Origin of the sequence: Staphylococcus sp. GDB9P120P (genome assembly GCF_017893435.1) — a bacterium.
GTDB classification, from domain to species: domain Bacteria; phylum Bacillota; class Bacilli; order Staphylococcales; family Staphylococcaceae; genus Staphylococcus; species Staphylococcus cohnii.
The window spans coordinates 12,179-27,784 of record NZ_JAESNB010000017.1; the positions used below are offsets into that span (position 1 = coordinate 12,179).

The window sequence follows — 15,606 nt, forward strand, 5'->3', positions numbered from 1 at the left end:
ATCATATTAAATGTTGTACTTAACAATTAATTTCAGTTCTCTTGGGAACAGTCTTATTTTATATATTTTAGCGTCTAGCGCCTTTTCCACCACGTCTAGATTCCGTTTGACGCTTAATAGAAGTCAATTTATCTTCGCTATCTTTTAAGAAGTTTGTTAGTTTCTTTTCAAAGTCCTCACCTTTAGGTTGAGGTTGTTTATAATTTGGTTTGCTTTGAGGTCTACGTGGACGATCTTTTGCTTTTTTGATAGATAAACTAATTTTTCCATCATCAGCAATTGAAAGCACTTTAACTTCAACTTCATCACCAACAGATAAGTGATCTTCTACGTTTTCAACGTAGTTATCTGCAACTTCACTTATGTGAACTAAGCCACTCTTTCCTTCTGGAAGTTCGACAAAAGCGCCAAACTTTTTAATTCCAGTGACTTTACCTTTAAGCTTGTTTCCTACTTCGATTGACATATTATAAATAAATCCTCCCGATTCGTTTCGATTTTAACCCTATTATATGCCTGTTTGCATAAATTAACAATGGTATAATGATGCAAAAAATTAAATTCACTTATTTATCATCATTTTGCGCCTTAGATTTAGTGTCAGATTTATTATCTCCAGGCAATTTGAAAATAACTTCCCCATCATTACTTAGATAGTAATCATCACGTGCAACTTTTTCAATATAATCTTTATCATTTAAATTATTTAATTGTTCTTTTAGTGCTAATTCTTCATCTTGTTGCTTTTGATACTTTTGTTCTTTTTGTTGACGTTCAACTGAATCTTCATTGTTACTTTGTTTTTGAGTGACAAGCATGATGGCTAAAATGATAATAATCAGTAGTAAAATACCACCAAATAAAGTGATACGTTTACGAACAACACGCTTTCTCATTTGTTGCTGCTGCTTTTTTTTGTTTTCTGCTGAAGTATACGTATTGCCTATATTTTCAACTTTTTTATTCATTTGCTTGTCACCTCCTATGTTTATATTTCACTAACTTTTTCTTCTTTAATGAGTTCATACATACCTTTTGCATTTTCTTTTGTTGCATGTTCGCTCAAACCTGTGACTTTAATTGTTACAATTTTTTGTCCAAATCGAATAACGAGTTCATCTGTTTCTTTTACATCAGTACCTGCTTTAGCAACTACGCCATTTACAGTAATACGTCCTTGATCACTGATTTCTTTTGCTAATGTACGACGCTTTACTAATCTTGAAACTTTGAGATATTTATCTAATCTCATCATTATTTTCCTCCTTGCTCTAAAATTCGTTTTAAAGCATTTTCATCTAACGATTTATTTTTTGTTTTATCATACAATGCTAAGAAGTGGTCTGCAAATACTTTCTCAAATTTCACACGCTGTTCTTTACCTTCCTTAGACTTAGCATTAGACCAAATATTTTTTAAATCTTCTTCTGTTTCTGCTTTTGCATCACCAAAAACATGTGGATGTCTACGTATCATTTTTTCTGAAAGACTTTGTATCACTTCATTAATATCCATATAACCTTCTTTTTTTCCTATGCTTGCATGTAGTAATACCTGTAATAGAATGTCTCCTAACTCTTCTATCATGTGCCAATCGTCTTCATTATCTATCGCTTCAAACAATTCGAATGTTTCTTCCAACAAATAACGTTTTAAAGTATGATGTGTTTGAACTTTATCCCATGGGCAACCTTTCTCGTCATCTACTAAGTGGTCAATGATACCAACTGCATAGTTAAAATCACCAAAGTATGTTTCTTCAATTTCCACTTTTGGAATAAATACACTAGTTATATTGTTAAAAACTTCGTCGTAATGATCTATTTCATATAACGGTGTTTTGATAACGTTGGCATAATTATTTCTGGCACCATCTACGATATAAACAAGTTGATCATCACTATAACGTTCCATCAATGTCACTTTTAAATCACCAGCGACCATTCCACTATAAACTTGTGTGATAAGTGTATGTGTACGAATATTCAATTTTTCTTTTTGAAGATCTGTTGCATCTAACATTGTAAAACCATCGTTAGGATCAACCTTCACCGCTTCAAATATATCGTCTATAAAGCTTTTACCACCTAATATTTCAACTTCTATATCAGAATGTTTTTGTGCATATTGTTCTAAATACACAGTTGTTGTCTCAGCTACACGTGGATGGCCTGGTACTGTATATACAATATTATTGTCTTTTGCAGTATTTATCAATTTTGACACAATAGCTTCATATACATTTTGAAAAGCGTCATGATTTTTATATTCTTGATCAAAGCTTTCAATATTGATACCTTCCATTGTTAAGTCTTGGATGACTGGGTGGTCAAAGGTACGTGTATAAACTAATGTTTGCTTTTTCAAAAATTTATAAATCCCTAATGGTAAATCCTCAATACCGTAATTGCCTAATCCAACAACTGTTATTTTATTTGTCATTAATGTTTCCCTCTTTTCATATGGAATAGTTTATCTCCAAAAGGTAGATGTTTGAGTTCTCTAAAACTTAATAATTGCATGCGTACGATAGAAAAAATCACTACAATAACGCCAATGGTAGCTGCTATGGCTAATTCGACTAAACCTTGCATTCTACCTTCTCCTGGAATAAGAAACATGACTATTTGTACTGTGATAGATAATAGCATCATTGTACCCGCTAATTTAACAATGAATTTTTTCATTGTTTGGAAATGATACATTTTTAATACTTGATACTGTAAAACCCACACAAATAACAGCAATGAAATGACAGTACTTAGACTGGCACCGAAAATTGAAAGTTGTGGTATTAAAACCATATTCAATATCGCTTTGACCACAACACCAATGCCAAATGCGAACAAAATAACTTTAACGCGATTTTTCACTTGTAATAAAGCAATATCCATCATTATAAGAGATACACATATAACTGTAAGCATATATACGGATAACGTTCCGTTCAAACTATCGTTTTTGAAGAACACACTGTTCATTACAGGGAGCAAATTGATCAAACCTATAGCTGCTGCCACACTAAATAAAATCGTAATCTTTATCGATGCATTAGCATAGCGATTCACCAGTATATGTTGCTTTGTTTTTAATGCATCTGTTAGTAATGGAATAAGCACAAAACAGAACGTCGTCGTTACAATTAACCCCATCTGTATAAAAGAGGCACCGCGGTCATAAATGCCTTTAAAAATAGTTGCTTCGTCAAAATCTAAACCAGTCATTTGAAGTGCATGTATCACTGTAAAACTATCCACCACTTGCCATACAATAACGATCAATTGGCTCACCGCGAATACAACAATACCTAGCGTTAACTTTTTCCAAGCAACATCAACACTGGCATGTGCTCTAGATAATTTAAAAGGTTTCCGTTGTATTAGAAACAAACTAGATGCTAAAAAACCAATACCTGAACCAACAATCGCTAATGTACCTGCACGATATATACTCCATGAATGACTCATAAACATCACAATGGCAATCATGATAATTACGACACGAATAAATTGTTCTATAACCTGGGAAATTGCAGGTATGTTCATCTCATGGTGTGCCTGATAGTAACCCCTATAGACACCAAGTATGCCAACAAATAAAAAGCTGACACTTGCCGCCCTTAACATAGGTGCTAAATTGACATCTCCCATTAGAAAAGCAACCCAATGTGCACAAGTAAATAAAACTAAGAAAAAGATAACACCAGCAAATTGTAACCTTAATAACACGCGTGTATATTGATTGGGTTGTCCGCTTGCGCTAAAAGTTTGAGTGACTGCACTAGGAATGGCATTCATCGATAAAATAACACCTAAAGCTACTATTGGATATACTTGTTGATAAGCGTATAGACCTTCATCTCCTAGTATATTTTGATAAGGCACACGGTACAACGCACTTAATACTTTAACAATGATAAGCGCTATAGTTAGTACAACAACGCCATTAAAAACACCTTTTGTTTCAGATTTAACGTTCATCTGGTATAACCATACTTTCTTCTAAACATTTCGCTAAGAATTTCAAACTATCTAACCATACTTTATCTTTATTGAGTGTCACTTTCATTTTACCATCTTGAACACCAACTTTCATTGCACGTCCAAGTGGTTGGGTTTGTTTAAAGAGTGCTTCACCATTGATGTCTGTAGTGCCTTTTTCGGATAAATAAATCTCTATTTTTTTACCTACATCTTTAATAAGTGTTACACCTGCATTCAACGCATGCACTTTTATTTCCATCATTTCTAGCAATCTTTCAACCTCAACTGGATAATCATTAAAGCGGTCAATCAGCTCATCTTTAACATCCATCAATTGCGATTCCGTCTCAATTTTACGTAATTTTTTATAAATTTCTATTTTTGCCTGTTCATTTGGAATATATTCAGCTGGTAAATAAGCATCAATATTTAGTTCAATTTCAACTTCGGGAGCATCAGGTTGTTCTTCTTTAATACCTCGTTTTTCATTCACCGCTTCTTCTAACATTTGTGAGTATAAATCAAAGCCTACGGAGTCAATAAATCCATGTTGTTGTTTACCTAAAAGATTCCCTGCACCTCGAATATTTAAATCCCGCATTGCAATTTTAAAACCGGAACCTAATTCAGTAAATTCTTTGATTGCCTGTAGTCTTTCTTCAGCAGTCTCTGATAATACCTTGTTAGATGGATGTAAGAAATATGCATAACCTATACGACTTGAACGCCCCACACGTCCTCGTAATTGATATAATTGGCTCAATCCAAATTTATCGGCATCTTCGATAATTAAAGTATTGGCATTTGGAACGTCTACGCCAGTTTCGATAATCGTTGTCGTTACAAGAATATCAAATTCATGGTTGATAAAGCTCAACATCGTTTCTTCTAAATCACGTTCATTCATTTGACCGTGTGCCACACCGATATTTGCTTCTGGCATTAACATTTGCAATTGTTCGCGTTTTTCATAAATCGATTGCACTTTATTGTATAAGTAAAAAACCTGGCCCTCACGTGATAATTCTCTTTCTAAAGCTTCTTTAATAAAATTCATATTTTGCTCTAATACATACGTTTGCACAGGAAAACGATTTTCTGGTGGTGTTTCAATGACCGATAAATCACGCACGCCCAACATACTCATATGTAGGGTTCTCGGAATCGGTGTTGCAGTTAAAGTTAATACATCAACATTTGTCTTAAGTGACTTAATCTTTTCTTTGTGTCTTACGCCAAAACGTTGTTCTTCATCTACGATGAGTAAGCCCAAATCTTTATAATGAATATCTTTACCTAACAATTTATGCGTACCAACAACGATATCAACATATCCTGATTTAAGTCCCTCTTTAACCTCTTTAACTTCCTTAGTAGTTCTAAATCTACTAATCAGTTGGATTTCTATAGGAAAATCTTGCATGCGCTCGATTAAAGTTTCATAGTGTTGTTGCGCTAAGATTGTCGTAGGCACAAGAAAGGCTACTTGTTTACCTTCCATTACAGCTTTAAAAGCTGCTCGTACCGCAACTTCTGTTTTTCCGTAACCAACATCACCACATAATAATCTATCCATTGGTCGTTCAATTTCCATATCTTGTTTAATCTCTTCAATGGACTTGCCTTGGTCTGGCGTTAATTCATAAGGGAAGTCAATTTCAAAATCATTTTGTTGTGGTGTATCTGGTCCATATTTATAACCAACTGACATTTCTCTTTCTTTATATAATTCTATTAATTCATCAGCCATATCTTCAACATTTTGTTGAACTTTAGCTTTTGTTTTCTTCCATTCTGTACCACCAAGTTTATTTAATTTGGGTGATTTATCTTCGGAAGCAACATATTTTTGTACTTGATCCATTTGATCTACTGGTACAAATAATTGATCGGTACCTTTGTATTGCAGTTTTATATAATCTTTATGAACGCCGCCAACTTCAAGTGTTTCGACACCTAAATATTTACCTACACCATGGTGAACATGAACAACAAAATCTCCGACTTTCAAATCTTGATATGATTTAATTTTTTCTGCATTTGTTAATTTCTTATGTTGTTTTGCTTTTTTCTTTTGTTTTGATTTAAATAATTCACGTTCTGTTACAACAACAAGGTGCATATATGGTAATTCAAAACCTTCTGATAGGCTACCTTCAGTGATGATTGCACTACCACCTTCACTTTGTGCACTTGGCGTATCTATAAATGTTGGTATGTGCATTTCATTTAACATTGATTGAATGCGCTCTTTTTTTGATTCAGTTTCTGCTAATACAACAATCGTATAATCATTTTGGATAAAGCGTTGGAATTCGGAACGCATAATATCATATTGGCCATAAAATTGTTGTACTGGCTTACATGAAAATTTAATGATTGTGTTGAGTTCTACCGGCATCGTTGCAGTGAACAAAGTAAAATACGTAACTGGATATCGATTTAATAGTGACTCAAACCCGTCATATTGTAAGAAATTCTGTCCGATAAACCCTTTGCCGCTTTCAATTAAACTCTGCATAAATTCTTCAGCTTCAGAAACCAGTGTTGTTTCAGTTTCTTTGATTCTATTATATTCATCAACTGCTACAATCGCATCAGATTTAAAGTAATCAATAATGGTTGCAGGGGATTCGTACATAAAAGCAGCGAGTCTACGTAATACTTGATGGTCAAATAAAGAAGATTCAAAAAGTTGAAAACTTTCATATGTTTCTTTTAAGTCATTACGTACAGATTTATCTATTTTTGGACGTGTATACTCATATGCTTCTTTTAATTTTGATTTAGTGTGCTTTAATACTTCATCTGTAATGATGTAATCACTGGCAGTTGTAATGTCTACATGGTCTAAATTTTCTTCCGAACGTTGCGTCTCCACATCAAAGTTTCGAATTGAATCTACTTCTGTATCAAATAATTCGATTCTTACTGGTAAACCTATTAACGGATATATGTCAATAATGCCACCACGTAACGAGAATTCACCAATATGCGATACGACACTCTCTCTGCGATATCCCATGTTTACAAGTTTGTTTAAAAATTCATCAATATCAATATCATCACCAATGGAAAGTTTGAGTTGATGTGCTCTCCACATTTCAACAGGTGTTAACCATTTTTTAAAACCATTTAGCGGTACGATAAATAACCCTCTCTTTTCTTGAGCAAGTGCCGTTAAAGTACGTACACGTTCGCTCATGAATTGGGGGCTTTGGGTTGAAAATTCTTCTGTCATAATATCTTGCATTGGATACTTGTAAATATCATCTGTATCAACATATTGTTGCAAGTCACTCTCTAGTTTGTCTGCTTGATACAAGTTGTTCGTTACTACAAGTAATTGTTTTGAACTATGAATAAACTTTTCGGCTATGATTGTTGCCTTCGCCGAACTAGATAGTCCAGTAACCAATACGTTTGCTTCACCAAATACTTCATTTAACTCTTGATAGCGTTTATCTTTTTTAATATATTCTGTAATTATTGATTTCACTTGACCTCACCATTAAACTCATTCATCACACGGTCAAAACGAGAACTTTCAATATAAGCTTCTACTGCACGTGCTGAATGTTCTATTACTTTATTCATTGTATCCATTTCTTGCTTCGAAAATTTTTGTAATACATAATCAACAATCGACATGCCATTGGAAGGACGATCAACACCAATACGAATGCGTTTGAATTGGTCTGTACCTAAAGCTTGAATAATCGACTTCATACCATTATGACCACCGGCACTACCCTTTTGTCGTAAGCGAATTTCACCTTGTGGTAAATCCAAATCATCATATAGTACAAGTAAATCGTCTATATCAATGTCATAGTACTTCATCAGTGGCCCTACAGCATCACCAGACAAATTCATCATTGTCATTGGTTCTATAAACATCACTTTTTCACCAGCTAAACGTTCTATTGTATAGGCACCTTTATACTTTTGTTTATCTAATTTAAATTGATTGTGTTCTAACATATAATCAATAACTTCAAAACCGATATTATGTTTTGTCAGCTCAAAGCGTTTACCAATATTGCCCAAACCTACAATACATTTCATTATGTTACCTCCAATTGTTGTATTCACTCAAAAACATTTATTATTTCACAACGTTATACCGTTTGTTTTTTTTATTTTCATATCATTCACTATATTAACATAAAAAAACACCAGCTTAACGAATTAAGCATGGTGCTTTTTAAGATTATTTTTTCTTATTGAAATCGTGTGTATTAGAATGACGTCAGAGAAATTACTCTTCTTCTTTCTCTTCTTCTTCGTCTTCTTTTTCTTCACCAACAACTTCTGGCTCTTCAGTTTCTGATTCGCCTTCCATAGCTTCGATTTCTTCTTCAGTAGGTTCTTCAGTTGGAGGAACTACTGTTACTACAGATTCTTCAGGGTCATTTTCGATTGTGAAATCACCTGAAACTTTAATATCTGCAACTGAGTAGCTATCGTTAACATCTAATTCACTGATGTCAATTTCGATAGATTCAGGGATATTGTCTGGTGTCGCAGTTACTTCAAGGTCGAATAATGGTTGTTCAACAACGCCACCTTCTTTAGCTCCTACTGCCTCACCAGTAAGTTGAACTGGTACTTCAACAGTACGTTCTTCACTCATATTGATTGCTAAGAAGTCAATGTGAGTAATTTGGTTTTTAAGTGGATCGAATTGATAGTCTGAAACCATTACTTTAATTGTTTTAGAACCTACACCTAATTCGATAACACCGTTACGTCCAACTTCACGAATAACTTTGATAAATTCTACTTCATCAACTTTTACTGAAGTATTTTTTGTACCGTAACCATAAACGATTGCAGGTACTTTACCAATTTTTCTAAGTGTTTTAAGGTCTGAACGTGTTTGTTTACCTTGACGAATAATTGACTTTAATGAAGCCATATTATTTCCACCTTTCATTTTTTGTTCTTATTATGATAATAAGAACCCCTCACTTACCCATCAACACAATGTTGCTTGCAAGTGTTTATTTAATCGTGAATTGAAATCACGAACGGAATAATTATACAACTATTGCACTAATTAGTCAAATAGCACACTAACAGATTCTCTTTCATATACGCGCACAATAGCTTGTGCTAATAAACCTGCTACTGACAGTTCCTTAGTATTAGCTGGTTTACGGTTTTCATCTAATTGAATTGAATTTGTAACGACTAACTCTTTAATCGCTGAATTTTCAATACGTTCTTTAGCTGGGCCTGATAATACAGGGTGTGTACAACATGCGTAAACATCTTTAGCACCTTTGTCTTTTAGCGCTTGAGCTGCTAATGTAATCGTACCAGCTGTATCGATGATATCATCAATAATTATCGCTGTGCGACCTTCAATTTCTCCAACGATATTCATTACTTCAGCTACATTAGGTTTAGGACGTCGTTTATCTATGATTGCAATTGGTGTTTTTAGAATATCTGCAAGTTTACGTGCTCTAGTTACACCACCATGATCTGGAGAAACTACGACACATTCTTCTGGATCAATGTCTGTATCATTTTGGAAATATTCTGCTAAAATCGGAACACCCATTAAGTGGTCTATTGGCATATTAAAGAATCCTTGGATTTGTGGTGCATGTAAGTCTAATGCAATCATGCGATCTGCGCCAGCAGTTTCAATTAAGTTTGCAACTAATTTCGCTGTAATTGGTTCACGGCTGCGCGCTTTTCTATCTTGACGAGCGTAACCATAGTATGGCACCACAATATTAATATTAGCTGCTGAAGCACGTTTACAAGCATCTATCATAATTAATAATTCCATTAAATGTAAGTTTACTGGATTAGAAGTCGGTTGAATAATAAATACATCACAACCACGAATACTTTCTTCAATATTAATTTGAATTTCTCCATCGCTAAAACGTTTTACAGAACATTTACCTAGCTCGATTCCAACATTATCTGCTACTTCTTGGGCTAAGGGTTCATTACCTTTTAAAGAGAATATTTTCAAAGCAGAATTCTTATACTCATTGTTTAACATTTATAGTCCTCCAATTAATTCATTCAATTAGTTTCGTTCATAGACAAAGTTATATTTATCTCATTAATCTACAAAATGTCGATTGAGGTCTTCCTTACATCTACATTGTATATATATGATTAGAATCGTAATCTAATCGTGTCTATTTTTTTAAATAACCTTCTTTAGTTGTTTGTCTCGCTCTTGCTAATGCTAAACTGTCATGTGGCACGTTATCAGTAATTGTAGAACCTGCAGCTATAAATGATCTATCACCTAAAGTTACTGGTGCTACTAAGTTGGTATTACAACCTATAAATGAATCATTGCCGATGATCGTTTTGGATTTATGCTTACCGTCATAATTCACTGTGATAGAACCGCAACCTAAGTTGGTACGTTCACCAATTTCTGCATCACCAATATAACTTAAATGTGGTAATTTAGCACCTGTTTTAACGACTGATTTCTTAACTTCTACAAAGTTTCCAACTTTAACACTTTCACCTAAGTCTGCTCCAGGTCTTAACTGGGCAAACGGACCAATTGTAGTATTGTCGCCTACAACCGCTTCGTTGATAACCGATTGTTTAATTGTAACGTTAGAACCTATTTTACTATTATGAATTTCTGTGTTTTGGCCAACAATCGTATCTTCACCAATTACACAGTTACCAGCTAATTTCACATTTGCCTCAATTGTAACATCCATAGCTAATTTCACATCTGCACCTATATATGTAGTAGCAGGATCAATAAGTGTTACACCATTTCTCATATGGTAGTCATTGATACGTTTTCTATAAGCTGCCTCTGCCTCACTTAACATTACACGATCGTTGACACCCATAATTTCTTCAAAGTCATCTGTACGATAGATTTCAACCGTTCCTTGCTCCTGTAAAATAAGAGACAAAACATCAGGTAAATAATACTCAGCTTGAACATTATCATTTTTTACCAGTTCTAATTTTTCAAAAAGCAATTTATTATCAAATGCAAAAATACCTGAGCTAATTTCATTGATTTGTTGTTCTTCTACTGTAGCATCTTTCTGCTCTACAATCTTAACTAAGTGATCATTGCCATCTCTCACAATACGACCATAACCATAAGGATTACTTGTCGTCGCTGATAAAACTGTTGCATCAGCTTGATTGCTTTCATGGTGTTCTAATAGTGATTTAAGCGTTTCTGCACTTATTAACGGCGTATCGCCACAAACCACTAATGTTGTACCTTGTTCGTCTTTCAAGTGCTCACTCGCCATTTTAACGGCATGTGCAGTACCGAGTTGTTCGTTTTGGAAACTATATAAAGATGTATCTCCCAACGTTTCTTTCACGCTTTCTGCACCGTGGCCAACAATGGTCACAAGATTTTCTACTCCAGATTGTTTAACGTTATCAACGACATGTTCAATCATTGATTTGCCCGCAACCTCATGTAGTACTTTGTATTTCTTAGATTTCATACGTGTACCTTTTCCAGCTGCAAGTACTATTGCATGTCTTTGCATGTGTGTAACCCTCCATTAAATTATACACTTCTATATTATTATAATTTAACGCTAGTACCACTTTCAAGGCTCAAAACCCTAATGTTATACAATGGAAACAATTCAAGTTATTTTCTTTCTCCTAAACATATTCATAATTGTCATCTTTGACTTCCATAAATCATAATAAAATGATTGTCATAAACTTATGTCATACTTTATAAATACTAATGCGCTTCAGAGGTCGTGGCGTTATTAATTTAAATGTCAGTTTTTCTAATTATTAAAATAACTTGTAATTATATTAAGCCATTTATTATTCATTTGTAAAAGCAAAAATATATTTTTTGTCACCTTTTCATTATAATAAATTATTTCAATTCTTTATATTCATATTTTAGTTTAATACACAAAACGGTTGGATTTTCGTTAATGAAAATCCAACTAAAGTAATTAATCATTTTATATAAATGTGATTTCTCTTTACACTTATAGCGATTTTATATCGTGCTGACGCCCAAGGAAATGATATGAGTGAGAGACTACAGGCTCGAACCATATCCCTAGGCAAGCATACACGGGTGAAATCGCAAGATATTTAATACAAAAAACTAACATATCATATATATTTATAATATTTAATGAAAGTAAAAATGGTAGTTTCACTTAGAAGCGTAGATTAAACCACATTAAAATTTTTATAAGGTAAATACTTTTTAAATTTATCAATAGATATTTACTAATGTAAAAGTATTTTTCTCTTTATACATAAGTACATCACTTATAGCGATTTTATATCGTGCTGACGCCCAAGGAAATGATATGAGCGAGAGACTACAGGCTCGAGCCATATCCCCAGGCAAGCATGCACGGATGAAATCGCAAGATATTTAATACAAAAAAAGACTAATCCATTGGTATACGGATTAGTCTTTTTTATTTTGAGATTGAGATTTATATCCCAAACCCTTTTTTTAATTTGATTCGTCTTATATATTAAGCTTCGTCATTTGTTTCTTCTGATGATTGAGCATTTTTATCAGGGATAACTTCATCCGTTTCGTCATAAACTTTCATAACCGCATCTTGAATTTCTTGTCTCATTTCTGAATTAATTGGATGCGCGATATCACGAAATTCACCATCTGGTGTTCTTTTACTTGGCATTGCGACGAATAGACCTGAGTTGCCTTCAATCACTCTTAAATCATGCACCACAAATGATTCATCTAGAGTTATTGAAACTAAAGCTTTCATTCTTCCATCTGTTTGTATTTTTCTAAGTCTTACATCTGTCACTTTCATGTAGTGAGCCCCCCTAGTATCTCTTTGTTAGAAGCTTAACAATTTCATCAAAAATTATAAATCCTTTAAATTACTTCACTTCTGCGATGACTTCAATTTCAACTTTTACATCTTTAGGCAATCTTGCGACTTCAACACAACTTCTTGCCGGTTGATGTTCCGCAAAATATTCACCATAAACTTCATTTATATTTTGAAATTCATTCATATCAGCAATGAATATTGTTGCTTTAATTACTGAATCTATGTTTGATCCAGCTTCATTTAATACAACTTTTACATTTTCTAAGACTTGCTTTGTTTGTGCTTTTACATCATCACTGACAATTTCGCCATCTAAATTTAATGGGATTTGTCCTGATGTAAACACAAGCCCGTTAATGACCGTTGCATGTGAGTATGGACCCAATGCTTCTGGTGCTTTTGAAGTGTTGACTACTTTCATGATGTTGATCCGCTCCTTTAAGTAAATTTAGTTAAACTGTTGCCTTTTTCCACTTTAAATTCCTGATTGTATTCATCTACATCAGACAATCTAACTAAGGAAGTATAATCTTCAATTAATCTTTGCTTAACTTCTTTTGATTCTACTAATACGGATACCCCTTTAACATGTGCCTTAAACTCATTCATTAAATTCATCACACCGTTAATAGAACCACCTGCACGCATAAAATCATCCACAACGAGAACGTTAGAGTTTTCTGGTAATGTACGCTTAGATAATACCATCGTTTCTATCTTTCTAGTGGAACCCGACACATAATTTATAGAGACCGTAGAGCCTTCGGTTACTTTATTATCTTTCCTTATCACTACTACAGGTAAATTTAAAACATTCGCTACTGCATTTGCTAGTGAGATCCCTTTTGTAGCGATAGTTACAATCGCATCCAACTCTTGATCCATATAAAGCGTTGCAATTAATTTTCCAACCTTATTCAATAAAGTGGGATTACCCATTAAATCCGATAAGAATAAATAACCACCTGGCAAAAGTCTGTCCTTTTCTTGCAGAAGTTCGATGACTTCATCTACAACTTCACTTGCTTCTGCTTTACTCATCTGTGGTTTATAAGTAACTCCACCACTTGCTCCGGCAGTCGTTATCACCGTGCCCAGTTTTTCTTTTTGAAAAGTAGATTTAATAATTTGTACATCTTCACTGATGGATGATTTTGCTTGTTTAAATTTTTGTACAAAAAATGTTAAAGGTATTAATTTATTGGGGTTGTTCATCAAGTATTGTGTCATATAAACAATACGTTCACTTCTTTTATAGCGCATTTTATTCATCCCTTCTCACTAACCTAATAATCTTGCAATATATACTTCGTTACAACAGCCATTGACCGCATTATACACATGCCTGGCTTGACGTTCTTTTTGTGTTAATCCATAAACGGTTGGACCACTCCCACTCATTAGAGCACCATCTGCTCCATTTTTAAGCATATTTTCTTTGATTTTATAAATATCTGAATACATTTCTCCAGAGATGGGTTCCAATCTGTTTGAAAGACTATTACATAATAATTCATAATTCCCCGTATCCAATGCTTCTTTACAAGTTTCAGTATAAACCTCATGTTCTTGAGTTAAATCTAACTTTTTAAAAATATCAGGAGAGGAAATGCCTAAATCTGGCTTAGCAACAATCACCCATGCAGAAGGCGGCTTGTTCATAAATCTAATCAATTCCCCTTTTCCTCTACAAAAAGCGGTTCTCCCATATATACAAAAAGGAATATCAGTTCCTATTTGTATGCCTAACTCACACAATTCTTCTAAAGGTCTATTTAGCTTATATAGTCGATTCATTCCTCTTAATGTTGCAGCAGCGTCTGTCGATCCACCTGCAAGGCCAGCTGAAACTGGTATATCTTTATCTATTGTAATCGTAACACCTTGCTTTAAATTATAAGTTTCTTTCATTAACTCTGCAGCTTTGTAAGCTAAATTTTTATTATCGGAGGGAACATAACTTTGCTCTACGTCCACAACTATTTTTTTATCTTTGCGCAGTTCAAAAGATAAACGATCATTAAGATCAATCGTTGTCATAATCATTTCAACTTCATGAAAACCATCATCTCGTTTGAAGAGTGTGTCCAACGTTAAATTTATTTTTGCTGGCGCAGTCTCATAAATCATATTCCCACCCTCTTTCAATTCGATATGGTAATAAAATGATTTTAACATATTGTTATACTTGCGTTATTCTTTTTTCAAAATTTTATAAGTTTATTGCCCAATTTACCTTGCTTATCACTTTAAGCACCTTAACGTATCATTCAACCAGTTAGTTCCTTATTTTACAATAATATTTTGACGTAATAAAACTATATCTCTTTAATTCTGATGAATTCTATAATATTTCAAAAGAAAAAGGTATATTGATGACTATTCACCAACATACCTTTTTCTAATCAATCTCATATTAATGTCTGAAATAAAAATATGGTTGCTTGAACCAAATTTTCAATTTATATTACTGCTATTTAGTGTGCAATTGCTTCTTGATGATTATCATCTTCAAAAGAAACTTGTACGTTTTCTGTTAAAACGTCAGTGTATGTATATGATACACGCTCAAAATTATGAATATCTTGGTCTAGTTCAACAATAAAAACGGATGGGTAAGTTTCTTTTAAAACACCGCTACGCTCAATTGTTTTTTTACGACCACCATTCGCTTTCAGTACAATACGGTTTCCTAATTGACAATCAAGTGAATTTTTGATGTCTCCAATAGATTTTGGCATATTGCTCCACCTCGCTACATATTGTATAATAACACATTTAGCGCGATT

15 protein-coding genes are annotated in these 15,606 nt (G+C 33.6%); all 15 read right to left on the reverse strand.

Features of this window, described 5'->3' with window-relative positions; translation table 11 throughout:
• Window positions 1-67: 67 nt before the first annotated feature.
• The gene (locus KA856_RS13235) at window positions 68-466 is read right to left on the reverse strand and encodes a S1 domain-containing RNA-binding protein (protein WP_019467962.1); all 399 of its coding nucleotides are present in this window, start codon (window positions 464-466) and stop codon (window positions 68-70) included.
• A gap of 100 nt (window positions 467-566) precedes the next feature.
• The gene (locus KA856_RS13240; protein WP_107386288.1) at window positions 567-968 is read right to left on the reverse strand and encodes an FtsB family cell division protein; all 402 of its coding nucleotides are present in this window, start codon (window positions 966-968) and stop codon (window positions 567-569) included.
• A gap of 20 nt (window positions 969-988) precedes the next feature.
• A complete protein-coding gene (locus KA856_RS13245; RefSeq protein ID WP_107384081.1) occupies window positions 989-1,252 on the reverse strand; it encodes an RNA-binding S4 domain-containing protein in 264 nt (87 codons plus the stop codon).
• Window positions 1,253-1,254: 2 nt separating this feature from the next.
• Window positions 1,255-2,442 carry a MazG nucleotide pyrophosphohydrolase domain-containing protein gene (locus tag KA856_RS13250; RefSeq protein ID WP_107386289.1) on the reverse strand — a complete coding sequence of 396 codons (1,188 nt, stop codon included), beginning with the start codon at window positions 2,440-2,442 and terminating at the stop codon, window positions 1,255-1,257.
• On the reverse strand, window positions 2,442-3,980 hold the full coding sequence (locus KA856_RS13255) for a polysaccharide biosynthesis protein (protein ID WP_107386290.1): 1,539 nt from the start codon (window positions 3,978-3,980) through the stop codon (window positions 2,442-2,444). Before KA856_RS13255 ends, KA856_RS13250 begins: the two co-directional genes overlap by 1 nt.
• On the reverse strand, window positions 3,970-7,482 hold the full coding sequence (gene mfd, locus KA856_RS13260; protein WP_107386291.1) for a transcription-repair coupling factor: 3,513 nt from the start codon (window positions 7,480-7,482) through the stop codon (window positions 3,970-3,972). The genes KA856_RS13255 and mfd overlap by 11 nt, the downstream gene beginning before the upstream one ends.
• Window positions 7,479-8,051 (reverse strand): aminoacyl-tRNA hydrolase, encoded by a 573-nt coding sequence (gene pth / locus KA856_RS13265; RefSeq protein ID WP_107384068.1) that lies wholly within the window; start codon window positions 8,049-8,051, stop codon window positions 7,479-7,481. The genes mfd and pth overlap by 4 nt, the downstream gene beginning before the upstream one ends.
• Before the next feature lie 193 nt (window positions 8,052-8,244).
• A complete protein-coding gene (locus KA856_RS13270) occupies window positions 8,245-8,904 on the reverse strand; it encodes a 50S ribosomal protein L25/general stress protein Ctc (protein ID WP_107386292.1) in 660 nt (219 codons plus the stop codon).
• 141 nt (window positions 8,905-9,045) lie between these two features.
• Entirely contained in the window at window positions 9,046-10,011 is a 966-nt protein-coding gene (locus tag KA856_RS13275; RefSeq protein ID WP_046206556.1) for a ribose-phosphate diphosphokinase, read from the reverse strand.
• 142 nt (window positions 10,012-10,153) lie between these two features.
• Entirely contained in the window at window positions 10,154-11,509 is a 1,356-nt protein-coding gene (glmU, locus tag KA856_RS13280) for a bifunctional UDP-N-acetylglucosamine diphosphorylase/glucosamine-1-phosphate N-acetyltransferase GlmU (RefSeq protein ID WP_181187772.1), read from the reverse strand.
• 975 nt (window positions 11,510-12,484) lie between these two features.
• Window positions 12,485-12,793 carry a septation regulator SpoVG gene (spoVG, locus tag KA856_RS13285; protein WP_019467718.1) on the reverse strand — a complete coding sequence of 103 codons (309 nt, stop codon included), beginning with the start codon at window positions 12,791-12,793 and terminating at the stop codon, window positions 12,485-12,487.
• Between the two features lie 70 nt (window positions 12,794-12,863).
• A complete protein-coding gene (locus KA856_RS13290) occupies window positions 12,864-13,238 on the reverse strand; it encodes a RidA family protein (RefSeq protein ID WP_019467719.1) in 375 nt (124 codons plus the stop codon).
• A 17-nt stretch (window positions 13,239-13,255) separates the two neighbouring features.
• Window positions 13,256-14,080 (reverse strand): pur operon repressor, encoded by an 825-nt coding sequence (gene purR / locus KA856_RS13295; protein WP_107386366.1) that lies wholly within the window; start codon window positions 14,078-14,080, stop codon window positions 13,256-13,258.
• A gap of 18 nt (window positions 14,081-14,098) precedes the next feature.
• Window positions 14,099-14,947, reverse strand: coding sequence for a 4-(cytidine 5'-diphospho)-2-C-methyl-D-erythritol kinase (gene ispE, locus KA856_RS13300; protein WP_107386365.1), 849 nt, complete (start codon window positions 14,945-14,947; stop codon window positions 14,099-14,101).
• Window positions 14,948-15,294: 347 nt separating this feature from the next.
• A complete protein-coding gene (gene veg / locus KA856_RS13305) occupies window positions 15,295-15,558 on the reverse strand; it encodes a biofilm formation stimulator Veg (RefSeq protein WP_019467722.1) in 264 nt (87 codons plus the stop codon).
• Window positions 15,559-15,606 lie beyond the last annotated feature (48 nt).

Excerpts from the sequence above, each read along its gene's own strand:
- purR (WP_107386366.1), bottom strand. The coding sequence starts at position 14,080 with ATGCGCTATAAAAGAAGTGAACGTATTGTTTATATGACACAATACTTG.
- KA856_RS13290 (WP_019467719.1), bottom strand. The coding sequence starts at position 13,238 with ATGAAAGTAGTCAACACTTCAAAAGCACCAGAAGCATTGGGTCCATAC.
- spoVG (WP_019467718.1), bottom strand. The coding sequence starts at position 12,793 with ATGAAAGTGACAGATGTAAGACTTAGAAAAATACAAACAGATGGAAGA.
- veg (WP_019467722.1), bottom strand. The coding sequence starts at position 15,558 with ATGCCAAAATCTATTGGAGACATCAAAAATTCACTTGATTGTCAATTA.
- KA856_RS13275 (WP_046206556.1), bottom strand. The coding sequence starts at position 10,011 with ATGTTAAACAATGAGTATAAGAATTCTGCTTTGAAAATATTCTCTTTA.
- KA856_RS13240 (WP_107386288.1), bottom strand. The coding sequence starts at position 968 with ATGAATAAAAAAGTTGAAAATATAGGCAATACGTATACTTCAGCAGAA.
- KA856_RS13245 (WP_107384081.1), bottom strand. The coding sequence starts at position 1,252 with ATGAGATTAGATAAATATCTCAAAGTTTCAAGATTAGTAAAGCGTCGT.
- KA856_RS13235 (WP_019467962.1), bottom strand. The coding sequence starts at position 466 with ATGTCAATCGAAGTAGGAAACAAGCTTAAAGGTAAAGTCACTGGAATT.
- glmU (WP_181187772.1), bottom strand. The coding sequence starts at position 11,509 with ATGCAAAGACATGCAATAGTACTTGCAGCTGGAAAAGGTACACGTATG.
- KA856_RS13270 (WP_107386292.1), bottom strand. The coding sequence starts at position 8,904 with ATGGCTTCATTAAAGTCAATTATTCGTCAAGGTAAACAAACACGTTCA.
- pth (WP_107384068.1), bottom strand. The coding sequence starts at position 8,051 with ATGAAATGTATTGTAGGTTTGGGCAATATTGGTAAACGCTTTGAGCTG.
- ispE (WP_107386365.1), bottom strand. The coding sequence starts at position 14,947 with ATGATTTATGAGACTGCGCCAGCAAAAATAAATTTAACGTTGGACACA.
- KA856_RS13250 (WP_107386289.1), bottom strand. The coding sequence starts at position 2,442 with ATGACAAATAAAATAACAGTTGTTGGATTAGGCAATTACGGTATTGAG.
- KA856_RS13255 (WP_107386290.1), bottom strand. The coding sequence starts at position 3,980 with ATGAACGTTAAATCTGAAACAAAAGGTGTTTTTAATGGCGTTGTTGTA.